This is a genomic window from Paenarthrobacter histidinolovorans, from assembly GCF_014647595.1.
Classification (GTDB): Bacteria; Actinomycetota; Actinomycetes; order Actinomycetales; family Micrococcaceae; genus Arthrobacter; species Arthrobacter histidinolovorans.
Genome location: NZ_BMPM01000003.1, coordinates 403,615 through 427,397, shown reverse-complemented (window position 1 = coordinate 427,397; position 23,783 = coordinate 403,615). Strand labels below are relative to the sequence as shown.

25 protein-coding genes are annotated in these 23,783 nt (G+C 61.6%); 16 read left to right on the top strand and 9 right to left on the bottom strand.

The window, feature by feature from the left end; genetic code table 11:
• Positions 1–81: 81 nt before the first annotated feature.
• Positions 82–543, bottom strand: coding sequence for a hypothetical protein (locus IEY62_RS09905; protein WP_189016785.1), 462 nt, complete (start codon positions 541–543; stop codon positions 82–84).
• Positions 540–3,029 (bottom strand): molybdopterin oxidoreductase family protein, encoded by a 2,490-nt coding sequence (locus IEY62_RS09900; RefSeq protein WP_189016782.1) that lies wholly within the window; start codon positions 3,027–3,029, stop codon positions 540–542. Before IEY62_RS09900 ends, IEY62_RS09905 begins: the two co-directional genes overlap by 4 nt.
• 1,030 nt (positions 3,030–4,059) lie before the next feature.
• On the opposite strand from IEY62_RS09900, the gene IEY62_RS09895 reads away from it, so the two are divergent.
• The 4 genes from IEY62_RS09895 (at position 4,060) to IEY62_RS09880 (ending at position 5,150) form a co-directional block, all read left to right on the top strand.
• The gene (locus IEY62_RS09895) at positions 4,060–4,362 is read left to right on the top strand and encodes a hypothetical protein (RefSeq protein WP_189016779.1); all 303 of its coding nucleotides are present in this window, start codon (positions 4,060–4,062) and stop codon (positions 4,360–4,362) included.
• Positions 4,363–4,437: 75 nt separating this feature from the next.
• Positions 4,438–4,638, top strand: coding sequence for a hypothetical protein (locus tag IEY62_RS09890; protein ID WP_189016776.1), 201 nt, complete (start codon positions 4,438–4,440; stop codon positions 4,636–4,638).
• 121 nt (positions 4,639–4,759) lie between these two features.
• Positions 4,760–4,951: a three-helix bundle dimerization domain-containing protein gene (locus tag IEY62_RS09885; protein WP_189017322.1), complete on the top strand. Its 192-nt coding sequence runs from the start codon at positions 4,760–4,762 to the stop codon at positions 4,949–4,951.
• A 19-nt stretch (positions 4,952–4,970) separates the two neighbouring features.
• Entirely contained in the window at positions 4,971–5,150 is a 180-nt protein-coding gene (locus tag IEY62_RS09880) for a hypothetical protein (protein WP_189016773.1), read from the top strand.
• A 531-nt stretch (positions 5,151–5,681) separates the two neighbouring features.
• Here the strand turns inward: IEY62_RS09880 and IEY62_RS09875 are convergent.
• On the bottom strand, positions 5,682–6,428 hold the full coding sequence (locus IEY62_RS09875; protein ID WP_189017284.1) for a GAF and ANTAR domain-containing protein: 747 nt from the start codon (positions 6,426–6,428) through the stop codon (positions 5,682–5,684).
• 323 nt (positions 6,429–6,751) lie between these two features.
• Between IEY62_RS09875 and IEY62_RS09870 the strand changes: the two genes are divergently transcribed.
• From IEY62_RS09870 to IEY62_RS09860, 3 genes are all read left to right on the top strand, one after another.
• On the top strand, positions 6,752–6,904 hold the full coding sequence (locus IEY62_RS09870; protein WP_189016770.1) for a hypothetical protein: 153 nt from the start codon (positions 6,752–6,754) through the stop codon (positions 6,902–6,904).
• A gap of 214 nt (positions 6,905–7,118) precedes the next feature.
• Complete coding sequence (locus IEY62_RS09865; RefSeq protein ID WP_189016767.1) at positions 7,119–7,709, top strand: cysteine hydrolase family protein; 591 nt, start codon at positions 7,119–7,121, stop codon at positions 7,707–7,709.
• Positions 7,710–7,819: 110 nt separating this feature from the next.
• Entirely contained in the window at positions 7,820–8,086 is a 267-nt protein-coding gene (locus IEY62_RS09860) for a hypothetical protein (protein WP_189016763.1), read from the top strand.
• 408 nt (positions 8,087–8,494) lie between these two features.
• Here IEY62_RS09860 and IEY62_RS09855 read toward each other — a convergent pair whose 3' ends face one another.
• Positions 8,495–9,886 carry a M20/M25/M40 family metallo-hydrolase gene (locus tag IEY62_RS09855; protein ID WP_229785179.1) on the bottom strand — a complete coding sequence of 464 codons (1,392 nt, stop codon included), beginning with the start codon at positions 9,884–9,886 and terminating at the stop codon, positions 8,495–8,497.
• A gap of 121 nt (positions 9,887–10,007) precedes the next feature.
• Here IEY62_RS09855 and IEY62_RS21865 point away from each other — a divergent pair, with 121 nt between their 5' ends.
• The 3 genes from IEY62_RS21865 to IEY62_RS09840 all read left to right on the top strand — a co-directional run bounded on the left by IEY62_RS21865 (position 10,008) and on the right by IEY62_RS09840 (position 13,317).
• A complete protein-coding gene (locus IEY62_RS21865; protein WP_189016757.1) occupies positions 10,008–11,480 on the top strand; it encodes an aminotransferase class I/II-fold pyridoxal phosphate-dependent enzyme in 1,473 nt (490 codons plus the stop codon).
• Between the two features lie 364 nt (positions 11,481–11,844).
• Positions 11,845–12,102: a hypothetical protein gene (locus IEY62_RS09845; protein ID WP_189016754.1), complete on the top strand. Its 258-nt coding sequence runs from the start codon at positions 11,845–11,847 to the stop codon at positions 12,100–12,102.
• Between the two features lie 795 nt (positions 12,103–12,897).
• A complete protein-coding gene (locus tag IEY62_RS09840) occupies positions 12,898–13,317 on the top strand; it encodes a DUF7793 family protein (RefSeq protein ID WP_189016752.1) in 420 nt (139 codons plus the stop codon).
• Positions 13,318–14,455: 1,138 nt separating this feature from the next.
• On the opposite strand, the gene IEY62_RS09835 is transcribed toward IEY62_RS09840, so the two are convergent.
• Positions 14,456–14,857, bottom strand: a complete 402-nt coding sequence (locus IEY62_RS09835) for a DUF7793 family protein (protein ID WP_189016749.1) — start codon at positions 14,855–14,857, stop codon at positions 14,456–14,458.
• Between the two features lie 753 nt (positions 14,858–15,610).
• On the opposite strand from IEY62_RS09835, the gene IEY62_RS09830 reads away from it, so the two are divergent.
• Positions 15,611–15,847, top strand: coding sequence for a hypothetical protein (locus IEY62_RS09830; protein ID WP_189016745.1), 237 nt, complete (start codon positions 15,611–15,613; stop codon positions 15,845–15,847).
• A gap of 938 nt (positions 15,848–16,785) precedes the next feature.
• On the top strand, positions 16,786–17,448 hold the full coding sequence (locus IEY62_RS09825; protein WP_189016741.1) for a DUF6766 family protein: 663 nt from the start codon (positions 16,786–16,788) through the stop codon (positions 17,446–17,448).
• 272 nt (positions 17,449–17,720) lie between these two features.
• Here the strand turns inward: IEY62_RS09825 and IEY62_RS09820 are convergent, their stop codons facing one another.
• Both IEY62_RS09820 and IEY62_RS09815 read right to left on the bottom strand, forming a co-directional pair.
• A complete protein-coding gene (locus IEY62_RS09820) occupies positions 17,721–17,909 on the bottom strand; it encodes a cold-shock protein (RefSeq protein WP_189017320.1) in 189 nt (62 codons plus the stop codon).
• Between the two features lie 37 nt (positions 17,910–17,946).
• Positions 17,947–18,678 carry a GAF and ANTAR domain-containing protein gene (locus IEY62_RS09815; protein ID WP_189016738.1) on the bottom strand — a complete coding sequence of 244 codons (732 nt, stop codon included), beginning with the start codon at positions 18,676–18,678 and terminating at the stop codon, positions 17,947–17,949.
• 211 nt (positions 18,679–18,889) lie between these two features.
• Here IEY62_RS09815 and IEY62_RS09810 point away from each other — a divergent pair, with 211 nt between their 5' ends.
• Both IEY62_RS09810 and IEY62_RS09805 read left to right on the top strand, forming a co-directional pair.
• Positions 18,890–19,639, top strand: coding sequence for a GAF and ANTAR domain-containing protein (locus IEY62_RS09810; protein ID WP_189016736.1), 750 nt, complete (start codon positions 18,890–18,892; stop codon positions 19,637–19,639).
• Positions 19,626–20,006 (top strand): hypothetical protein, encoded by a 381-nt coding sequence (locus IEY62_RS09805; protein ID WP_229785177.1) that lies wholly within the window; start codon positions 19,626–19,628, stop codon positions 20,004–20,006. The genes IEY62_RS09810 and IEY62_RS09805 overlap by 14 nt, the downstream gene beginning before the upstream one ends.
• Positions 20,007–20,148: 142 nt before the next feature.
• On the opposite strand, the gene IEY62_RS09800 is transcribed toward IEY62_RS09805, so the two are convergent.
• Positions 20,149–20,346: a hypothetical protein gene (locus tag IEY62_RS09800; RefSeq protein WP_229785175.1), complete on the bottom strand. Its 198-nt coding sequence runs from the start codon at positions 20,344–20,346 to the stop codon at positions 20,149–20,151.
• A gap of 465 nt (positions 20,347–20,811) precedes the next feature.
• Positions 20,812–21,057: an SOS response-associated peptidase family protein gene (locus IEY62_RS21680; protein ID WP_268241114.1), complete on the bottom strand. Its 246-nt coding sequence runs from the start codon at positions 21,055–21,057 to the stop codon at positions 20,812–20,814.
• 560 nt (positions 21,058–21,617) lie between these two features.
• Here IEY62_RS21680 and IEY62_RS09795 point away from each other — a divergent pair.
• Positions 21,618–22,511, top strand: coding sequence for a LysR family transcriptional regulator (locus IEY62_RS09795; protein WP_189016733.1), 894 nt, complete (start codon positions 21,618–21,620; stop codon positions 22,509–22,511).
• Positions 22,512–22,665: 154 nt separating this feature from the next.
• A complete protein-coding gene (locus tag IEY62_RS09790) occupies positions 22,666–23,763 on the top strand; it encodes a tartrate dehydrogenase (protein ID WP_189016730.1) in 1,098 nt (365 codons plus the stop codon).
• The last annotated feature ends 20 nt before the right edge of the window (positions 23,764–23,783 follow it).

Here is a 23,783-nt window from a genome sequence, read left to right as displayed (position 1 = left end):
TCGGTATAGTCCCGGGGACGTTAGGCTTCATGGCTGCTGGCGATTGATGACCTGCACGACGGTCCAGGGCGATCAAGGACTTCATTTTGCGGCGATGAGGGCTTGTGGGGCTGCTTGTTTCATTCGTGTTTGCAGCCATTTGAGTTGGGTGCTGGTTTGGCCGTCGCAGTCGTTGACGATACTGAGAAGTTCTTTGTCCCGTAGTCCTTGGGCTGCTTGTTTGATCATTGTCCAGGTGATGTCGACCAGGCTTGCGAGGAGGTAGAGGTCCTGCAGGTCGCGCAGGAGACCTACTGGGCCTGAGCGGGTGTTTTGTAGACCGTCAGCCTGGAGCCTTTCGGGCTCGTCGTCGTGGTCGACTTCTCCGTACCGGTCGATGATGGGCTGGAGTGCTTGTTGGTGTTCTTGGCATTGGTCCGCGAGGGCCTGGCAGAGGAAGTGAACGTCGGGTTCATGGCCGTGGCCTTCGGCGACCTGGCGGAATGATTGGGCGAGGGTGCCTTCGGCTTTGTGCAGCAGGCCGAGATAGACCGGGAGTTTCATGGCTGTTCCTCCTTTGTGGCTACTGTGGGCGCCGTGACAGGGGCGATGCTTTCGGTGGCCTGTGCTGCCGGTCCGCCGGCTGTGGGGAGCAGGTGTCTGCGTGCCTTTCCGCGTGTGGCGGGGCGGGAGGCTGTCGTGGTGGGTGCCGGTGAGGGGCCGGTACCTTCGGCGATTTTCGTGACCCGGACTGCTGCGTTCTTCAGCACGGGTTGTTTGGAGACCGGGTCCCATTCGGTGATGGTGAGTTCGTTCGCTGCGCGGTGTCTGGTGTCTGGTGTCCCGCTTTGGTCCCAGTACCCGTAGTGGAAGGGGGCGAAAATGGTGCCGTCGCGGATGTCGCTGACCCGTACCGGTGCTGTGATGTGTCCTCGCCGGGACTCCACGCGCACGATGTTGCCTTCGGTCACACCGTAGGTTTCGGCGTCGTTCACTGACATTTCGACCCATGCATCTGGTGCTGCATCGTTGAGTTGGGGGGACCTGCCGGTCTTGGTGCGGGTGTGGAAATGATAGACGGTGCGCCCGGTCGTGTACCGGAGGGGGAATTCTTCATCCGGTGTTTCATGGGCGGGATGGTACGGGGCGGTTTTGAAAATGGCGCGTCCTGCCGGGTTCATTGCTTTGTAGGCTTCGGGTCCTACCGTTGCCCCGGTGAGCAGGTCGTGGCCGTAGGTTTCGCAATACTCGGGGTCTGTGGGGAACACGCCGTCATGGTAGAGGCGCACCGTACCGTCGGGGTGGTTCTCGTTGCATGGCCAGGGAACGCCGCTGCCGCCGCGGAGCTTGTCGTAGGTGAGTCCCGTGTAATCACAGGGTCGCCCACGGGTGCATTCCTTCCATGCGTTGAATGCGTCTTCGGGTTGGTTCCAGTCCAGCAGGGGTGATCCGTCGAGTTGTTGGAAGCCCATCCGCGCGGAGTAGTCCAGGAAGGTGTGCAGGTCGCTGCGGGCTTCCCCGGGCGGTTCAACGGCCTTTTCTGACAGGTGGACGGTGCGGTTCACGTTGGTGAACGTGCCGGTTTTTTCTCCCCACGCCGCGGCGGGCAGGACGACGTCGGCGAACTGGGCCGTCTCTGTCAGGTACAGGTCCTGAACTACCAGGAACAGGGAGTCACTGGCCAGAATGTCGCGGATCCGGGGTAGTTGTGGCATCGACACGGCGGGGTTCGTGGCAGAGATCCATAGGAATTCGATGGATCCCTGTTCGACGTATCGGAAGATCTGCATCGCGTGGGTGGGCGGGGCCCAATGCGGGATGATGGCCGGGTCCACGTTCCACAGCTCCGCGAGTTCCTGGACGTGGTCGGGGTTTTCCCAGTTCCGGAAGCCGGACAAATCGCCGTCGGCACCGCATTCTCGGTTGTTCTGGGCTGTCGGTTGCCCGTTCATCTGCAGGATGCCGCATCCTGCTTTGCCGATCATGCCGCGGAGCAGGTGCAGGTTGTTGACTGCGCATGATGCCGCCGTTGCCTGGGACGACTGGTAGAACCCTTGCAGCACCGTTGAGAGAACCCGCTCCGAGGTTCCGAAGATTTCCGCGGCGCGACGCACATCCTCCGCTTCCACGCCGCAGGTGTCCGCCACCGCTTCCGGGGTCCACGGCTCGACAGTGGACCTCAGCTCATCAACATTCATTGTGTGCCGATGAATGTAGTCCTGATCAATCCAGCCATTGACGAACAACTCTCGGACCAGGCCGTGCATCAGGGCCAGGTTGGTCCCGGGCCGGACCGCTAAATGCACTTCCGCGTGCCGGGCAACCTCGGTCTCCCGCGGGTCAACGCACACGATTCTCGGCCGGTCCGGACCGTCGATCCGGTCCAGCACCCGCGACCAAAGAACCGTTTGGGTTTCGGCCATGTTGTGCCCGAACAAGAACATCGCATCGCACTCGTCAATATCCACGTAACTGCCGGGCTGGCCATCCGAGCCGAAAGACTCCTTCATCGCCGCTGCCGCCGTCGCCGTACACAGACGAGTGTTCCCGTCCATGTGGGGAGTGCCGATACCGGCCTTGCCCACGATCGCCTGGGCGTAATACTCCTCAAGGAACAACTGTCCACTGGTGTAAAACCCGTGCGACAAAGGCCCCTTCGTGTCCAAGAGGCTCCGACTCCGGGAGACAATGCGTTCCATGGCGGTGTCCCAGTCGGTCTCGACCAGCTCACCGTTCTCCCGCACCAGAGGACGGGTCAGCCGGTCCTTGTTCTGCACTCCCTGCCAGCTCGCGAAAAGCCCCTTAGGCCCGAGCCGGCCGTGATTGACGATGTCCCCCGCGCGGCCGCGGACCCCGACCATTATCCCGTCCCTGACCCCGATGTCGATGCCGCACCCGTTGCTGCACAGCACACACGCGGACTGAACCCACCGCTGCACGTCCGATTCCGCGACACCCTGTGCCAGAACCTGGTCCACCCGAACCGGCCACCGCTCACCCCGCCCAAACGGCGTCCGGGTTCCCCAAATCTGGGCTATACGATCAACCATGACCATCCTCCATCGCGCAAAGGCCCAAGCCACAGCGTTCCGGCTGCAGGAGTGAGCCAACCCCGGGTAAGTGGTTGCCGCGGGCTACCACCACTGATGTCAAACTAGACCTACCCACACGGCGCCGTCCATAACGTCACCAGGGGGAAATTCTGTTGTGGCCAGCCGCCCGTGCCAACGTCCACGGTTCCAAGTAGCGGTAATGTGCTGTGACGAAAAAATGGGTACCGTCTACCCGTGCACGGAAACGGCAGCAGGTCTTGAATTGAATCAGCATCAGCTGAGTGGGCTGTCGAATATGTGAGGGTGTGGCACTCCGGGCCCTGAAACTTGGTACACCACGTCCATAAAGCAGACGACGGATAACGACCAACAGGACATCGAAGCCTCGCTTGTGCTCCCCCGAGCCGACGCGTGGCAACTAGGTGAAGCACGGCTCCCACGCATAGGAGGTCGCTCTCCTGAAGATGTGCACGTTCCCATCAGCTCTACCTTAAATCGGCGTGGCTTCGACCGCGGCGACCACGGAGGACCTGGCGACCGAGGCGGACATGAGCCGGGAGGCAATGATGGAGACGCGGACGATTCCGGTGGAAGCAGCACCACACACCGGCTCCCAGCGCCTCCGGATCCGCTCCTTAGAAAGCGCACTCCATAAACCGGAACCCTACAAATTGGACGCTTCAGACAATGACAGGAGGGTGTGGTCCGGCGTGGGCGGCACCCTCCTGCCGGTTGATGACCACGAGCTAATGACCACGAGCGTGGCTCACGTGTGATGATCCCTGCGAGACCACGGAGTTGATCGCTGGGATGGTCCCGTCTGGCCCTGAGCTCCAGGATGTGAAGGCAGCGGCCCCTTTGGGAACCGGCGGGCAGGGAGCACAACTGCCACGCCCCTTACGCGAACGCCCCCCAGACACCTTAGAGCTCCTCCAGACAGGAGGACGAAGCCCGCGCTCGTTCTCGGCTCCCCTGTGACTCGTTTCGCCTGCGAAGGCGCGCCCACTTCCTTAGAACCGCAACATCATTGACGCGGCCTCACCCCCGCTGGCAGTGGGCCACCAGCTCCGAGCGAGCGCGGACCCTCGGCGTCGCCTCCATGATCCGCCGCAATACTGATGGCACCTGGCACGGGGACATGCTCGATGGGCTTGCCTTCGTTAAAGCACAGCAAGACCACGGCGCCAAAATCGAAGGAACCCCGGCGCTGCTTATCGGCGCGGGTAGCGCGGGAAGTGCCATCGCCCTCGCACTCTTGGAGAGCAGAGTGCAAGAACTCGTCATCCACGACGCCGACCAAGCACAGCCCAGGTGCTTCAAGACCTCCTAGAGACCACCGCAAAGCAAATGTCGGCGTTGGTCCATCAGAGCCGACCGGCTTCGATCTCGTATTCAACGCCGCCCCATGGGCATGGAAGACGGAGACCCGATCCCCGTGGGTCCCACGCTCCTTCGCTCTGACATGTTCGTCGGCGACGTCATCGCCGGACACGGCACCACACCGCTCATCGCTGCAGCACAAGCTGCCGGCTGCAACACTGCCAACGGCAACGACATGGTCAAAGCCGTACAAGACCTCGTGGTCGACTTTATGCTCGCCCAATAGTCTCACCGGAGCTGAGCAACGATCTGAACCCGGGAACCACCAACGGCTCTTATGAGGGTCCCATTTCTTTGGAACCGGAACAGCATTGACGGGGTTATCGTTCTGCGCTGACACTGGGCTCATGGCTAAGCAGGACAAAGCGCAGGCTGTAGCAGCCGTTATCAACAGACTGATCAGGAGCTCTTCGGACACTCCACGAACCGAGGTTGAGGAGATCGTGAGCGAGGAATATTCCGCCCTTAATGACGGCCCGATCCGGGACTACGTTCCCGTCCTGATCGAACGCGCAGCGACGATCCGTCTCGGCAGCTAGCAGCCCGGAGAGCGCAGCGATGAACGACTTCAAGATAGGTGACGTCATCCCACTGGATGTCCTGAGCTTCACCGCGGCTGAGTGCACAGCACTAGCCGGTCACCTCGGAATCGATGCGTCCTGCGTTCTCGACAAAGGACACACCGGCAGGCACCTCGCCGCAGATGCGGAAATGGTGGTCTGGGCCATCTGGGACTAACCAATTGGCCGGCAGCAGGGCGCTCCTGAACGGCCGCGTTATTCCTCAAAATGCAAGGGTGCCCCGGCTGTCCGCTTCCGCGCTGAGCCAAGCCAGGGCCTCTGCCCTTGTGGTGAAGAATCTGGTGGGACATGGTACCGGCGCCGACTTGAGCTGATAGTCACCGACCACGCGGTCCACAGGGCCCTCACCTAACAAAGCGATCCTTGAAGCAGCACAGGGCCCGGCGAAAAATAGCGCGTCCTTCACGACTGAGGAAGCTCACTTCGGCCATTTCCACCAACAGTGGATACTTTTCCCTCGGCCAAAGCATTGACCGACTCCATGGCAGCTCGAGCGTTCTCCGCTTCAATCCGCGTGCCGACGTTCCAGAGCAGGTGCAGGATGCTCCCGCCCTCCAACCGGATAGCACAATCGCTCAACTCAATCTGGCCCATCGCCTGCCTCTCCGATTCGTATGGCGAAACATAACCAACCGGCGAGTGGAATCCGGCGATGATCCACTTCGCGGCGAACCCTCCGTCCTCGTGGTTAGTCCTCGAAGTGTGCTGACACGTCTGCGTTGCCGCCTAGGTGGGCGACGATGTCCGCGGCTACAGTGTGGACCTTTTCGTTTCTATGGCTGGAGGCGTTGTTTAACATTTTGAAGGCCTGGTCCTGGGTACAGCGGTTCTGGGCCATGATCACCCCACAGGCGAGATCGATGACAGTCCTGGTGCCCATGGCGCTTTTCAGGTCAGCGTTCAGCTGGTCAGCAGTTTCGATGCGGATGGCCAGGCGCAGAGTGCTCCCAGCAACATCGGCGAAGGCCGTAGCCTCGCCGATTACTTCCGGGGTGAACAACCCAGCCTCGGGTGCGAAGAAATTCAGCACGGCTTCGGAGGTCTCGCCCAAGTCCATCGGAACACCCAGGGCGCTACGGCATCCCTCCTTTGTCAGAACTCGGCTGTACTCCGGCCATGAAGTATCCGCGGACACGTCAGCCAACAGCACGGGATGCCCCACATTCAAGGCATCCAAGCAAGGGCCCTGCCCAATTTTTTGCTCAATGTGGTCCAGAAGCACAGCCTTATCGCTGCTGCCTGCGACCGTGGCCGTTCGCTTACGCCTCCGCAAAGTCGGCGCACAGTCAATCGGCGCCCCAGCGGCCTGGGTCATCGCGGTAGAGGCAAACCCGGTTACTCCCCGCAGGATGCTCGTGATGTCGGTGCTGCCGGTCACCAGCTCATGCAGGCTGAGGAAGTGTTCGGCGTGTACTGGGGGTTCCTTAAGGACCATCGCAGGGCCGGTCCCGTCGATTCCTACTGCCACGATTGCGCGAGCGACCAGGGCGACCAGTCTTCTCGAGGTCGTCGGGGCCTACCTGGACTGCGGAGCCGGTGCACACCGGATTCGAAGGACTCCAACTGCTTCCCACGTCCGGGCGACCGGAGCACCAATAATCCAAGATCCATCTCCAACGCCATGCCTCGTCCTGGGCCCTCTCCGTTCCCACTTGCTGTGATCAAGTAGGCGCTGGACGCCACGCATGAAACGTGCCGACTGGGCAAGCGTGCCGGCATCCCATGGACTCTGCTACAGAGTGGTTCTACGGTGTTCATATGAGTGAGTTTCCCAACGCTAATCCGGCCGATCCCGCGGAGAAGCCGGGCGGGAAAGAGATTCCCGCAGATGTTTTCTCCCCTGTTGTTGATCCGGAGCTGGTGCCCGGCGCCGCACCGGAGGACGATGAAGCGCCCAAGGACGCGAAATAGTCCAGCTAGGCCCGCGGTGCCGGAGGCCAGGCGACAGGCAGATGTTAGCCAGGCAAACCGGCACCGTGACTGTTTGCAGGCCCTCATGCCACCGCCAGCCCGGATCGAACTCCAGAGGACCATCACGGGTTGTGCATGATTGGCACGAAGTCGGCGCCTCTGCCAGTATGGCTGGGCCTGAGACATGCACGCCCGAACATCTGAGAGGACCACCGTGATTGCAGTGCTCGTCATTGACATGCAGAACGCATTCTTCGAGGACCCGGCCCTGGGACGCCGGCAGGAAGCAATCGTTCAAGCGTGCAATTCGCTGATAGCCGCAGCGAAGCAGAACGACGCGCCAGTCCTCCTTGTGAAAACGGAGCATGAGAGGGATAAGTCCACATGGACGCTGAACATGCTAGACGATGACCAAGGCTTTATCTTCCGCGGCTCGGACCAAGCTGCCTTCTTACCCGGTCTGAGAACCGAGGGGCTGCCGCAACTTGTGAAGACCAGGGACAGCGCCTTCTTCGGCACAGATCTGCTGCAGCGCTTGCGGAACTGGGACGCGGACATAGTTGTGCTCGCTGGCGTGTCAACCCACAACTGCATCGCGCAAACGGCCGCCGACGCGTTCGGACACAATATCCGGATCGTCCATGCCTCCGACGCCACCGCTTCGGAAGACGACGAAGCCGCAACAGCCGTTCAGGGCATTCTTTCCCGTGAGTACCGCCAGCAGGTACTCCCTCTGACGGTCGTCACCGAGATCCTGGGCACCCCCATTCCCTCAGACCTTTGGAAGTCGAAGTTCCCCACATAGACGATCCAAAAGAGCCGGCGCGAACATGCACGTCCACTGCGCGGCGCGGGTAGCCTTATCGGACATCCATAACGCAGCCCTCCCGTGGATGTGACCGACAGGAGCGTGCGATGAGACTCGAGGATGTGTGGGCTCGGCTCGACGAAGAGACAAAGAACTGGATTCTGCACAACTACGGATGCGCAATCATTCCTGCTGCCCTGGCCGCGAGGATCATCGAGCAGGCCGAAGAACCTGTTGACCTCGACCGCCACGGTCAATTGATACTCACCCGCGAGGACAGGGACTTCGTTCGCCACAAGGCCGAGGCTGCCGGGACCATCACAGCCCGCGAAGCTCAAGGCGGGAGTCTCGGGCCAGACCGGTCGTCAACATGACGCTCGCCGTACAGTGTTCGGCGGAGCGCTGCCTGGACTCTGAGTCATTTTCCGAACCGGGAGGTTGGCGACATGTTTGAAGGGGTTCAGTGGCCGCACGGGAGGGTGCCCGGCAAATGCGGTGCTCGTTTCGCGCCGCTCTTTTACAGGGATAGCCGGCTGCTTACAGAAGCTGACATATTTCGCCCGGAGCTCTGGCTCGATCAGAGTCCGGACCATGCGAAGGAATGGGCGCTGGTCTCCTTCAGCGAAGGCCCCGTCCGCTTCTCCGGCCGTCAGCTGGTCCTGGTATTAGCCGGCGCCCTCCTGGCCCAGCTCGTTGAGCAGACTGAATTTCTTCTTAGCGAACCAGGCAGCCTTCAGGCCGATGATCACCTACCGGGGACCTGAACCCCTTCTCCCTCCGGTTCACCGTCCGACCGCGAGGTCGGATGTGAACTGTAAGTGCGCCAGATATAGTGCTTCGGCCAGGATCGCGTTCCTCAGTTCTTCCAGATGGACTGATTCATCGGTGCCGTGGGCACGCGTATCAGGGTCTTCGGCCCCGGTGATGAGGATGGAGCACCCAGGTTGCTCTTCCGCCAGTGCCGCGGCGAAGGGGATGGACCCGCCAACGCCCATCATGACGGCGCTGGAGCCCCAGGCCGTTTCCAGGGACCATAGGGTTGCTTGAACGGCCGGATCGTCGGCAGCCACGGTGAAGGGTTTGCTCCATGACCCCGGGATGAAGGTCAGTTCCGCTCCGAAGGGGGTGTGCTTTGCTGCGTGCTGCCGGATGGCTTCCATCGCCTGCCCGGGATCGTTCCCCGGAGGAATCCGAAGACTGAATTTCACTGACGCTTCGGGCAACAGGATGTTGCCAGCCGTGGCAATAGGTTCGGTATCCAGACCCACGAATGATAGTGCGGGCTTGTTCCAGAGCCGGGACGTGAGCGAACCGCGGCCGGCAAGTTCCACCCCGGCGAGAACGCCGGCGTCCTTACGGAACACGCCCTCCTCCATATCCGGCCCTAGCGCGGAACTCGACAACAACCCCTCCACCGCGACGGACCCGTCGTCGTGATGGAAACTGGCCATGAGCCGGGCAAGAACCGTGAGCGCATCAAGGACCGGGCCACCGTAGGTTCCGGAGTGCAGGGCATGGTCAAGGACGCGAACCGTGATAATGCCGTCCACCATTCCCCTCAGGCTGGCCGTGAGGGCTGGCGTCCCGATTTTCCAGCTTCCCGAATCTGCCACGATGGCGGTCTCCGCCTGGAGGTCCTTTCCGTATTCCGCGAAGATGCCCTCGAGCGTGGGAGAACCCGCTTCTTCCTCCCCTTCAATGAAGATACTGAGTCCGAGACCGTGGCCGGGTCCGAGCACCGACTCCATCGCCTGGACGGCCGCGAGATGCATGACGATGCCCGCCTTGTCATCGGCCACGCCCCGTCCGAAGAGCCGGCCGTCGCGTTCACCTGGTTCAAAGGGCGGAGTAGTCCAGGCTTCGCTTGGTCCGGCAGGTTGGACGTCGTGGTGGGCGTAGAGCAATACCGTGGGAAATCCGGGTGCTGCGGCTCGCCGGGCCAGCACGGCAGGCGCCCCGGGTTTCCCTGTTCCGCCGAGGCCACGAACGATCCGCGCATCAGGGAAACCCGCGGCTTGGAACAGTTCACGAACACGAGCCGCACTGACCTCCAACAATGCAGGGTCGAAGCCTGGCCGTGCCACGCCCGGTATCTTGACCAAGCTCTTGAGAACCTCACAGTGAACGGCCATGGTCGAGTCCACGGCCGCCGCGATAGCTGCGACCGTGTCCATGGGTAGTTGCTGTTGCAGCATCATTGCTGATTCACCTTGCGCCTTGAGGGGTACGAAGAAGGAGAACTGGATAAATTGTCAGTTTACTTATTTGTCCTTGCCGCAAGGGATGGAGGATACCGTGGACCAGAATAAAGCGCCGTTGCTCGAGGCCTTGGCCGACTACCACCGATTGGACCGTTATGGCTTTACGCCACCCGGTCATCGCCAGGGACGGGGTGCTGATCCCCGGACCTTGGAGATCATGGGCTCCGATCCGTTCCGCGACGATGTTCTTTCAACGGCAGGTGTCGACGACCGCAAATCGTCCGGCGAATTCCTCAGCAAAGCTGAGGAACTCATGGCCGAAGCGGTGGGTGCTGACAAGGCGTTCTTTTCCACCTGCGGCAGTTCCCTCTCGGTCAAAGCCTCCATCCTCGCCGTGACAAAGGGCAGCGGGGATCTGTTGATTGGTCGGGACGCGCACAAGTCGGTGGTGGCCGGAATCATCCTCTCCGGCCTGCAGCCCCGTTGGATCCGCCCGCTGTGGGACCGGGACCTGCATATCGCTCATCCGCCGTCCCCGGAAGAGGTGGAGAAGATGTGGCAGAGGTACCCGGACGCCGCTGCTGCGCTCATCACCAGCCCCACTCCTTATGGGACATGCGCCGACATAGAAAAGATCGCCGAAATCTGCCACTCCCGTGGCAAGCCTTTGATCATCGATGAGGCCTGGGGTGCGCACTTGCCGTTCCACGACCGGCTCCCCACGTGGGCGATGGACGCCGGAGCAGATATTTGCGTGGTCAGTGTTCACAAGATGGGTATGGGCTTCGAACAAGGATCCATTTACCACCTCCAGGGAAACCTGGTGGACCCAGTACGACTCAGCCAGTGCGCGGACCTGCTCTCCACCACCAGCGCCAACGTCATGATCTACGCCGCGATCGATGGCTGGCGCCGGCAAATGGTTCAAGAAGGGCAAAGCCTGCTGGAAAAGGCACTGCACCTTGCCGACAGCGTCAGGACCGACATCGACGCAATGGACGGACTCCACGTTCTGGGACCCGAACTGATCCGGGCCGAAGCGTCCCACGATTTTGATCCCCTCCACGTCCTGATCGACGTCGCAGAGCTGGGCATCAGCGGCTATCAAGCAATAGACTGGCTGCGCGCCAACTGCCGGATCGATCTCGGGCTCAATGACCACCGCCGCATCGAGGCAACCCTTTCCCAGTCCGACGACGACCAAACCACCGAACGCCTGCTCACCGGCCTGCAAGAGCTCATCGAAGCCGCTCCGGAGATGCCAAAGCCGCCAAAGGTCCAGCTCCCGGAACCGGAAGACCTGGAAATGGAAACCGTACTACTCCCCCGGGATGCCTTCTTCGGCCCCGTGGAAAACGTGCCTGCCGAAGAAGCCGTCGGCCGCATCGCCGCCGAACAAATCACGCCCTACCCTCCAGGGGTACCTGCCATCCTCCCCGGCGAAAGAATCAACGCAGCCGTGGTCGACTACCTCCGAACCGGGGCCACGGCAGGAATGGTCCTCCCGGACCCGGCAGACCCAACAGTGAAGACCATCAGGGTGGTGGCACACCAACGCGACCAGTAATCCGACGCCGGCCCAGCTTGCATCTTGCAGCGGGTTCACAAACAGTCGCCCGCGCGGCCCTCTTGAATTATGAGATCGTTTCCGGGAAAAATCAGGGAGCCTTTCCAAGGCAAAAGAAGAAATCAAACTCCTGATCACCATCAACCCGGGAGCATCTCGCAATACTGCGGGAGCTCAAAGAACTAAGGACTTCCTGACCGTGCACGGCGTTCAAACACGAGTGATTTCGGTGGGCCCTTCCCCGTCCGGACCCCGCTACCCACTTTGCATTCCTGGAATGAAGGTGCCAGTCACGTTGGCACCGATAGCGCGCACAGAATCCAGAGGGCTCGTTCGGACGTTGCTTGCCCGTTACACTTCCAACATGCCCCTTGTCCTGATGGGTATCGTCCTGCTGACGGCTGTGCTGTGGGTGGGAGTCATCATGTCAATGCTGGTTGGTCTCGACCGCACGAACAGGGACCACCAAACCGCAGTCATATACGCACCAACCAATGCTGCGGAGAACGTGGCCGCCATGGTGCCGCACGGAGAAGACGCCCCCAAAATAGCTCCTCTTGGATCCGTTGTTGATGGAATAAAGCCGAATAGGGGGCTCAGAACGTTGGCCAGCCCATTCTAAAGTCGCCGGCAATACGGTCTCTTTCGTAGCCCACCTGGGTCCCCGCCCGTGGGCTGTCTTCCGATCAGGAAGCAGCCTGGACCGGGGACTCCTCCAGCGGGCCCGTTTAGGCAGCCACGCCAGTGCCTCGGGCCGTGAAGTGACGAATCTTGTTGGGCACGGGACCGGGCCGTGCGGAGTTGATAGTCGACCAGTTGCGCGGTCGACCGGCCTCTCTCCGAGCAACGCGATCCTGGACGCGGCCCGCGGTTCACCAAAGATCTCCCGGCGTGGCGACTGAGAAACGTTGCGGACGCCCTGTCCACCAATAACGGGCGACTCCGACCATTCGCGACCCTATCAAGCAGCTTCCGTGGCCGCGCGGGCGTTTCCTGCGTCGATGCGCACACCGCGTTTCCAGACCAGATGCAGAAGACGACCATCCTGGAAATCCACGACCTCGCCGAAGACCTCCATCAACACCGCCCCCCAGGCCCTGCCACCACCCACTTCGAGGCATAGAACCGGCACCGAACACCGGCTCCGGGTCTGATGGGCCCCGCAGGATGCCCTTGGGTTTTCCGCCCCGGAGGGCGGGCCTGGAATAACGGCGAGAAGCCCTCGATCCTGGGTGGGTCCCAAGTGAACCAGTATGGACCGGCCCCTGCCGAATGTGGCACGGGGTGGCTAAGGTGAGGAATAGTCCCTCAGATTCCGGCCGGACCTTCTTTGCCCGACAGGGTCCCTAATGCCGTCGTCGGGCCGCAATTATTCGTGTCGACGGGCATGGAGCGACGGAACTCGGGAGCAAGCCCGGTGGAACCAGTAACATTCGAAGGCGGCAAGGGATCGGTAGAGCTGGGCGATGACGACGTCTTCTACCTTCTATGGAAGGCCGGGTCCCGGATTGAGGCGCGCGATGCCGTCGCTGCGATGGAAACCGTCAATGGAATCAGCGCGAACAAATCCCATCCGATGCTGGTTGACATGGCAAGAATAGTTTCGCTGAGCCGTCAGGCGCGCGCGGCTTTCGCGTCGCCGTGCGCAGCGTCGCGGATAGCGCTGCTCGGCGATGGCCCCGTGGACCGGGTTCTGGCCATGTGGTCTCCCAGACTGCACGACACGCCCTGCCCGACCCGCTTTTTTACGTCCCGGCCTGAAGCCATGAAGTGGCTCCTGCTTCAGGAGCGTGAGGTCCCGGCCCGGATCTCCAGGAAACGCAAACCAACACGGTGACTGCCTCGGTGGTTCCGGGTATACGCTGTCCCCCTGTCTCAGGGTTTTAGGGGCCGGGCCGGTTGCGGGTCCACCGTTGGCAGGGCCGGGACCTCGATGTGAGGGTTTCTGCCCGAGTGATAGGCGGATTCGATGATGGGTTCGAGTTCGACCAGTACAGTTCGGTTCCCGGGGAGAACGAGATGGGCGAGGAATTCCGATTCTAGGGTGGCCACGCCGGCTGCTGCCGCACCCAGTTTGGCATCTATCGCTAACGCCAGGGCATACCAAAACCTTCGGGTGGCCCGTTCGAGGTCTTTTGCCCTAGCTTCGCTGATGGGACCTTCGGCTGAGTCCGCCCATACCTTCAGGGTTCCATCCGGTCGTGGCGGTGAAACGACGATACGGAACTGTCTCGCTCCACCGCGAAACGCGATGGCAGTCCGGGTTCCCTGGTGACTGAAAAGGACATCAGTCGCCCCGTAGTCCGTCAGGGCACGTTCAATATGTTCACGGGAAGCCCGGCTACTGATGGAACCGCCGCGCAGATAAGGGCTTGTCATCTTCCAACTATGCGCCTCTTGGCCACTGCATGCGCCATTGCCGGCGGGATCAGTGATACCAAGATGACGGGACAACCAACACCACGGCGGTGCTTGTCCAGGCGACCCGGGGGTTTGGGACAGCGGGCTATTTTTCGGAGGGGCGCCTGTCCCGGAGTCGGTGTTGAAGCTGGGATTCGGCCGTTTCGGGGCGTTTGCCCACGCAAGCATCTGCCCGGTTACGGGGTTGTGACCGGGATAGCCGCAGATTTCCGCGCGGCTCGCTGCGGGCCGCGGACTGCGGCGGAGCGGTGGGAGACAGTGGCACGCTTTGGGTCATGGCCACAGCTTTCTCCCGATGAGCGCCCGTTTCAGCACCGGAACAAATCACTATCTGGCTCAAAGCCCTCGCATCCTTTACGGGATGGGCCCGCCGCCGAGACTGACTACCTCGCCGATATCTCTCTGGTTGTATGGTGCGTCTGAGGTTCGATTCACGACGCGAAAGCCGGGAATTCTGGTCACATGAACCGGTTTGTTGCCCCGGCGACCTGGGGGATGCTAGCCGGCGCTTTCACATTGCTCGGGCATTCGTTGATCCGGATTTGTCGTGCGGATCAGGACGTGGCAGGAACGGATACGTCCTCGGCCGTGTCGGCTTCCTCAAGCCAGGCCAACGCCTCTGCCACTGCCGTGAAAAACCTGGTCGGGCAAGGGACTTCGCTCGTCTGGAGTTGATATTCGACCAGTGCGCGGTCTACCGGGCTCGCCCCGAGTAGAGCAAGCCGGGACGCAGCCGAGGGTTCCGCGAAGACCTCCCGTGCGCTGCGGCTGACGAAACCGGTCCCAGCCATCTCCACCAACAATGGATACCTCAGACCATTGGCTGCTTTGTTCACGGCGTCCATGGCAGCGCGCGCGTTGGGCGCGTCAATACGCACACCACGACGCCAGACCAGATGCAGGAAGCGACCACCCTCAAGACGCAGAAAACAGTCGCCCAGATCAATCGGTTCCATCCTTGCACCTCCGATATCTCCTGATCTCACCGAGAAACACAAAACGCAGGCCGAACGCCCGGCCCGGCAGGATCTTGAACCCTCTTCCAACGCACCCTACCCAGCCCCGCCACCAGAGGGAATCTTCGCCAGAACGTGGATCCCTGGAATCAGTAAAAACCCCCGACCATGACTGTGCACGGGTAATTGGTACTCAATTTTTCCGCCAGTGGAGCGGCGTCTACTTGCCGGAGCCGGAAACAGCGGGCAGCTCTGCCTGTCCAGGCTGAGCGGATCCACCCTCCCGCCCTGGCCGGCGGCAAAGTACCTCAACCAGAAACCATCGGTGCACACCCGGCAACTAGCCTTGCTATGCGACCTCCCGGGGGTAGGCCGCCTCAAGGGAAACCGGCGCGTGCGCACGACGCGCATCAGAGTGACCTTCCACGCTCCCCGGGTTGGAGAACTCTTATTACAGAACCGGAGCTGAAACCGACATGGGCCAAAAGTCCGGAGAGGAGAGGCGCATCACCGCTGACCAATCCAAGCACCCATTCCTGTTCATCGTGAAAGCGCCCCGAGGGGCTTTCACATGTCTGCACCTGGTTCTGCACTCAAGCCAGGCCTAGGTCGCTTCCCGGGCCGAGTGCGCCGTGCCAGCCAGTCAACTCCCAGGGAAGGGCCTGCCGGCCTTGACCCGGCAGCATATACAACTACTTCTACCAACTCCCCCAGCTGGTTGACTGGGACAATGACTTGCGGTACAGGGCTATCATGAGGTCTATGGAAAATGTGCGGCGGGCCGCCTGGGAACTCGTACGCACAGAGAGAATGACCATGGACGATTTGTGGTCCGCTTTCTACCGTCTAGGCGGAAAAGCCGGAAAGATCGAACTTGAGGCCTACATCTATGGGCTGATCCCGGTTAGCAGTACCGATAAGCAACTCCTTGCCCCGGCCCTGACGATCATCACCCGGGCCCACCGGGCAACAGATGGCGCACCCTGGTAGACACTCTTCCCGGCTCACAGCTATACCCACTCACTGGCGAACGCCTACGGCGTAAGATGCGTACCAAGGTATTACCATTCGAGGAGCCTTGCTGCCAAAGCCCAAACACCCTTGACGGCACTTGACGGGCGCACGTTTCCACGGAGCTCCTCGAGTCAGGAGCAGGGTCTGCCAAATAATTTAGCAAGGAACTCTAGCGATCGCTGACCATCGCAAGTTTCCCAATGAGAGGTCCGCCGGTCGCGGGGCAGTGGCATGGGATTCGCCGCGCTCAGAGGCCGGCTGGAAGGGCCTCGTCGGATGCCTATTCTTGTTCCCTAAGCCATGCCAGCGCAGCTGGGTGTGAGGTGAAGAACCGGGTGGGGCAGGGGACTTGTCCCGTGCTGAGTTGCTAGTCGACCATCATTCGGTCCGGTGGGTCGGCACCGAGCAGAGCGATCCGGGAAGCGGAGGAGGACTGGGCGAACACTGTGCGTGCTTCGCAACTGATGAACGTCGCCGCCCTCCAGGTGCACCGAACAGTCACTCAAATCAACCTGGCCTACCTTAAACCTCCCGGCCCTTTTCACTGAGAGCATAGCCAGCAGGAAGGGAAAACTGCGCGACCGGCCCACTGCAAGACCCGACCACACGGGACGCCTACACTTCCGTCAGACATTCCAAAAATGGCGGAAGCCCCTCAAGGAAAGCTCAAGATTGTCTCAAAGCGACAAAACCCGGGACGACCAAATTCGAGGTGTGGCTGAATCTTCTTGAATGCCTTCTCGTGGGTCGTGCGTACTGAACACGTGTAGCCTCGCTTGTGCGGCGGCAAGTGCCCGGCACTGCTTGGATCGGGGGTCAGTGCTGGTTAGATGGGAACGATCAGAAGGACATGGCAGCGACAACCGGAACCCTGCCGGGGCAAAGGCTGCCGCAACGGAAGGGAGTGTGCTCTGATGCGCGACTGGATACGGAACCACGGGTTGTTGCTGGCCAATATCGCCCTTTTTCTCATCTTCTTCGTGGGGATGGTCATCACCGGCGCTGCTTCCTACAGCGAGGACCAGCAGGCCCATGGCCAAGCCGCGGTGGGCATCGGTGAATATTTGGCCACGGGCGCGTTCGTCGAAGCGACCTTTGAGAACTGGGAGTCGGAGTTTCTTCAGATGGGAATGTACGTAGTCCTTACGGCCTACCTTTTCCAGAAAGGATCCTCCGAGTCCAAACCAGTGGGCAAAGCAGCGCCCCAGGACGAGGACCCGCGCAAGGCCACGCACGGTCCGAGCACTCCCTGGCCCGTCCGGCGGGGCGGTTGGATCCTGAAAATCTACGAACACTCACTGTCCGGCCTTTTCTTCCTGCTGTTCGCCGCGTCCATCTTTCTGCACGCTATCGGCGGCGCCACCGCCTACAGCGAGGAACAAATCACCCACGGCCAACCACCGGTCACCGTTCTCGAATACATCGGGACCTCGCAGTTCTGGTTCGAATCATTCCAAAACTGGCAAAGCGAGTTCCTTGCCGTAGCAGTTATCGTCGGGGCGTCCATTTACCTGCGCGAACGGCGCTCGGCCGAGTCCAAGCCCGTCGCCGAACCTCACTACGAGACAGGCGCCTGACCCAGCAACCGGGTGGCAGCCCAAGACTATGCAGACCGCATCTCTGGGACGCTTTGCTGGTCCTCAGTTGCCGGTCGCGTTCGCAACCGCCTGCCCGACCAGCGGGTCCGGTTCGCTATTGGGTTGGTTAGGGGGCATGCTGCAGGGGACCCCCTTGATAAGAACGCTGGAACAGTCTCCGTATCATGACGGGCTCGTCGAGCAGCACCCAGGCCATGAACGCCGGTCCGGGCTCCTTGCCGGCTCGAACTCCATCCGCGCCCTGGCGGCCGCTACAGGGGTTGGACGCTCTCTGCCTGCGGTCCTTTCTCGCCGCCGACGGGGTTGAACCGCACTCTCTGGTTCCGCTGTAGGGTCCAGTAGCTTCCGCTGAGGATGGCCGTGTAGTGGACAAACACCTCGACGGACCCGTCGTCCGGGACGATGAAACCGAAACCCTTCGCCGCGTCAACATCGCTCAACTTGCGGGGCGCCTGTCCGGCGCAGGTCCAGGCGGTTCTATGCCTCGAAGTGGGTGGTGGCCCGGCCTGGGGAGACGGTGTTGATGAGGTCTTCGGCGAGGTCGTGGATCTTCCGGTTGCGGTTGGCTGATGCCCGCCTGAGCATGTTGAAGGCTTCTTCATTGGTGCACCGGTTTTGGGCCATGATCATGCCCACCGCGGTGTCGATCGCGGTGCGGGTTTCCATGGCAGCTTTGAGGTCATCCGCGAGGAGTTGTTTGCTGCTGATCCGTACGGCGAGCCGCAGCGCCCTTCCGGCCTGGCAAGAGTAGCTCTCACAAATCTCTACGGTCCTTCCGTGGAAACTGTCCGGTTCGGGGGCAAAGAGATTCAGTGCGGCCGTGGCACCCTCATCAAGTGTCAGTGGCACCCCAAGGATGCATCGGTAGCCTCGATGCGCCACAGCCTGGCAGTACCCGGGCCATCTGGGCTCGGCCCGGGTATCAGCCACGACGATGGTGTGGGCGGTGTTCATGGCCGCGATGCAGGGACCTTGTCCGTGGGATTGTTGGATCTCGTCGAGGAGATGGGCTTCGGGGGAGCTGGCCGCAGCGGTGGTGCTTCGTTTGCGTCTACGCAAGGTGATGGCGGCGTGGATGCCAGGGATGGTGTTGGAAAGCTCCTTTGCGGTGAACTCTGTCAGTTCTTGGAGGAAGTCCCGGACATCAGTGCTGTCAAGGATGAGTTCTTCCAGTTGTCCGGCAACGGAGCCCGGTTCTGTCTCTCGCATGGTCGACGTGTCCTTCCTCCCCCGCGTACGTCACCGCTACCGGGTTCACCTTTGAACGTACGGTGCAGGCGCGCCGGGCGCAAGGGGGCCTTCCGGATCACGGGCGATGTCTCGTAGGCTTGGAATGTACCGGTCTTTTCCCGGTAGTGGGTTTAGCAGAAGGCCTCGGCAACAGGACATCGTCCTGTCCTCGACCAGAAGGCCCGCGTCCATGCCTGAACAACTCCCAATCAACCCTGATGCCCTTCCCCTGGCCGAATTGACCCTGACACTGGCCCGCGTGAAGGGCCTGCTCCTGACCGAGGAGAAAGTCGACAGGGCTGTTCAGTTGCTGGCCGAAGGCATCCGGGACGCCTTTCCCGAAAGCGCAGGGGCGGGAGTTTCGCTGCTGGACGAGCGCGGCCGCAGAACCAGCGCCGGGGCCACTGGCCCGCTGGTCATTCAAGCCGACCAGGCCCAGTACGAGCTGGACGAAGGCCCTTGCCTGACCGCGTGGGCGACAGAGCGCACCGTGATCCTCTACGACACGGGCGTGGAGGACCGTTGGCCGTTATGGACCCCGACCGCGAAAGGCCTGGCCATAGCCTCTGCCATCAGTGTTCCCATGACAGCGGGTACCACCTGTATCGGTGCGCTGAAGTTGTACTCCACCGAAGCGAAAGCCTACAACGCGGCCACGGCGCGGCCTCTGGAGAAGCTCGCTGCTACAGCAGCCACCTTGCTTGACAACATCCAAATCTCCGAAAAGCCTCACCGATTCAGCCGTATCCTGATCGACACCCTGACCCACAGGGACACCATCAACCGCGCCCAGGGATATCTCATGAGCCAGCTCGGCCTGGGCCCGGACGAAGCCTTTGAGGAACTCCTCCACCTGTCCCGGACCAGCAGGCAGTCCTTGGCCAGTGTCAGCAGCGAAATCCTCAGCGGAACGAGGAACACCACCCATGACAGAACCTGAGAGGAACCATCCGGAGGGCTTGGGCCGGGATGAACAAACACAACTTGGCGGGCTTCGCCGGGCCATGGACAGCGCCGGCATCGACGCTGAAGAACTGTGGCTGCACTACTTCGGCATCGGCGGACTGGTCGGTGAATACGAAGTAGACGCCTATCTCGAATCCCTGCTGTCTCTGCCCCCGCTGCAGCGGGACTTATTGGCCCACGCGGCGAACGAAATCATTGACGACCTCCGGCCCGGCCGCGCGCCCCTTACAAAGACGACGAAGAACCTTCCCCCGGCAACCCTGGCCCATCCTTGGGGCACGACGCCACATAGCCGGCAGCTACCTCCGAGATGGAAGTTATTGCACCAGCCGCACCCTTGATCCCCAACCTACAGCGAATACGGACCGGCCGCCCCCGTTCCCCTGGGTGACGCTGAACTATTGGGCATCGCTCGATTTAGAGGTCTACCGCAGCAGGGTCGCACCATTGAAACCGGCCCCTCATTCGTCGGCTGAGGCCCGCTCAGGGGTTGTTCTTGGGTGCTGGATCGGCCCCGAGCGAGAGGTTGAGCCCCCAGCCGAGAGCGGTCACGCAAATGATGGCACATGCCATGGTCAGCAGTTCCAGGGCTTGGCTGAGAGTGCCGAGGCTGACGATGAGTGTCGTCGCGCCCGCTGGCGGGTGGGGTTTCTTCGGCCAGGTCAGGATGAGGGTGGTCACTGCCACGGACAGGGCACCGGCGACAACGTGGAGGGGTGTGAGGCCACCGACGGGCGCCTGCGGGAACGTTCTGGAGGCCGAAGGCGTACAGGCAGGCGATCCCGGCGAGTAGACCCACGCCGTGGCCGATCAGCGCGCTCAACTGACGGGAGGTTGTCCGCCAATAATTTTCAAGGAAGCCCAGCAACCGCTAAGGGCGGGCTATCGCCGCCCGGCCGGGGACCCTCCACGGTGGAAACCGCCGGCTGCATGACGGCTCCATCGGAGCACCAGACCGGCATGCATGGCCAGGAGACTTGGGGATTCACGAGAACGGTTAAAAAGGGAGCCACCAAGGACTCCGTTTCGGCACTGTTGTCTTGCTCAGCAGGCACTTCAAACGGGGCAACAGCGAATGAAGCACCGGAAAGCCGTTGGACCTGGAAGGACGCAACGGGCCGAGCATGGCCAATACAGCTAGTACGGTCACTGCTCCCATAGCCTGCTCCCCCAGCGTCGTGTGGGCAAAATACAAGGCCCCTTCACAGAATTGGACCATCCAAATCCTTCAACGCTCTCCGAGTCTCCCCGGCAGATCCTCGAGCGGTGGGGCACGTTCTGGGTGGGGGCGACGTTCCAGCTCGGCCCCGGCGGGTTGCCTTCAACTTCCTTGGCATCGAAGTGGCTCAGAAGGTCGCTTGTTGCTTTGGACATCACGTATCTGCCGCACATGAGCCCATTCTGCCCATAAAACCGCTAAAGCGGAGGCCCCGCGCGGCTTCGAATTACCTTATATCGGCATCCGTATTCCTAGGCGCTACTGAGTCCAGAAGGGTCGTAACCCCCTCGGCGCGGTGGAATAGACGGCGCCCGGCACCATTGCTCTGGATCAGCCATAAGTAGCGACCATCCGGGGAGACATCATCGATGCGTCCCGCGAACCGTGGATTGAGTTTTTCTGAGGTCAACAGCACGATCGTGTCGCCGGCGTTCAGCTAGTGCCAGGTCGTCACTTCCAAGCGAAGTGAGCTGGGCACAGCAAGGGAGGCCCGTTGATTCGAGATGTACATATGATGACCTTCGTAGGATGCCAGTGGAGACGTCTGATTCACGCAAACATCGCTTCCAAGCAGGTTGCTCTATCGTTCCCATTAGAGCCACTCCTCTGCGGCAGCGTCCAAGACCTAGAAGCAATACACTCGATAGGCGCAACCTATCAAAGGGCGCCTCGCCAACGCGCAGCAGGGCAGAATTGCCTGCAACCGTAATGACTGAAACCTAGGGAAGCTGACTTGGATACGCGAAAGCTGAAGTACTTTCTGGCCGTGGTTGATCACGACGGCTTCAACCGAGCGGCAGAACATTTGCTGATCGCCCAGCCCTCGCTCTCGCAGACCATCGCAAGTCTGGAAAAGGACTTAGGCGTGCCGCTGTTTCATCGCATTGGCCGCCGCGCCGTCCTCAGCGAAGCGGGAAAGGAACTCGTCGGACCCGCCAGGCTGGTTATGCGGGACCTTGATGCTGCGGCCTCGGCCGTACAGGCACTGCGCGGCGTCCGGAGTGGTCGGTTGGATATCATCACCATGCCCTCCCCGGGCATCGAACCGCTGACATCCATGATCGCCGGCTTCACCCGGCTGCATCCTTCTGTACGGCTCAACGTCAGCGCCGCCTTCACTCCCGAAGAAGTCATAGAGTCCGTCCGGACCGGCAGCACCGAGATCGGGCTCGCCGGCTCTCCCACGCCGATCAAGGTGCCGGGAGTCCAGGTCCTTGAGTTGGAGCGCCAACCTCTGATTCTCATCGTCAACCCGCATGCGGACACCTTTAACCCCGGAACCGCGATACAACGAGAAGATTTGGGCGGTCACCGGCTGATCGCAAGTCAGCGGGGTTCCCTGATGCGCTGGCTGGTCGATGACGCGCTGGCCCACGGTGTCGACACCGAAATCATTGTCGAAGTCGCCCACCGGACCTCCATCCTCCCCCTCGTGCTCGCCGGCGTCGGGCACGCGGTCATGCCTTCATCCTGGGCGCCCCTGGCCCACAAGTCAGGACTCAGAACCCGGCTCATCGAACCCGTCTCCCATCTGGACGTTGCGATCTTGAGCCGGAAGGAAGATCTGACACCCGCCGCCCTAGCCTTCCTGGCCGTGGCAGAACTCCATGCCTCCCCTGGACCCTGAGCAGCCACCACCCCCATCGATAGGCATCTCCTATCAGCCGTATCGATTCTTGGTCTTGGACGCCGCATAAGAGCAAGCCGTCTACTTGAAGAGGAAGAACAGTGTGACCCCGCTAACAGGCTCACTGCTAAACACTCAACGAGGAGGCTGGCACATGAGCGCCACCCAGAATTTCCGCATCGCATCCATCCCCGCCGACGGTGTCGGCAAGGAAGTTGTTTCCGCCGGCCGCCGCGTCCTGGACGCCCTGGCTGAGAACTCCAACGGCAAGTTCGCCTTCGACTGGACCGAATTCCCCTGGGGCTGCGGCTACTACGCGGAGACCGGCAAGATGATGGCCGACGATGGCCTGGAGACGCTGAAGGACTTCGACGCGATCTACTTCGGCGCCGTCGGCTGGGAGAACGTCCCGGATCACATCAGCCTCTGGGGCCTGCGCCTGAACATCACCCAGAACTTTGACCAGTGGGCCAACATCCGCCCGGTGAAGTTCCTCCCCGGCGTCCAGTCCCCGTTGCGCAAGGCCGACAACACCGAGCTGGACTGGGTTGTAGTCCGCGAGAACAGCGAAGGCGAATACGCCGGCCTTGGCGGACGGAACCTGAGCGGCCGCGGCCCCGGCAACGAGGTAGCCCTGCAGACCGCGCTCTTCACTGAGAAGGGCTGCGAACGGATCATGCGCTTCGCCTTCGACCTGGCCCGGACCCGCACCGTGAAGAAGGTTTCCTCGGTCACCAAGTCCAACGCCCAGCAGTACGGCATGGTCCTCTGGGACGAAGTCTTCAACCGCGTTGCCTTGGACTACCCGGACGTGCAGACCGAGAGCGTACTTGTTGATGCGATGAGCGCCAAGTTCATCCTCAAGCCCGAAGACCTGTCCGTCGTCGTGGCGTCCAACCTGAACGCCGACATCCTCTCCGACCTCGGATCGGCGCTTGCCGGCAGCCTGGGTCTGGCTGCCAGCGCGAACCTGAACCCGGAGCGCCGCTTCCCGTCCATGTTCGAACCGGTCCACGGTTCGGCCCCGGACATCGCCGGCCAGGGCATCAGCAACCCGATCGGCGCGATCGCCTCCGCCGCCCTGATGCTGGACCACTTCGGTCTGCACGAGGAAGCACGCAAGGTTGAAGCCGCCATCGAGACCGCTACCGGCACCGGTCACCTGACCCGCGACGTCGGCGGAAACGCCAACACTGACGATGTCACCGAGGCAATCGTCAAGGCACTGACCCTCGCACCAGCGACCGTCTAACCAGAAACTCCGGCCGCCGG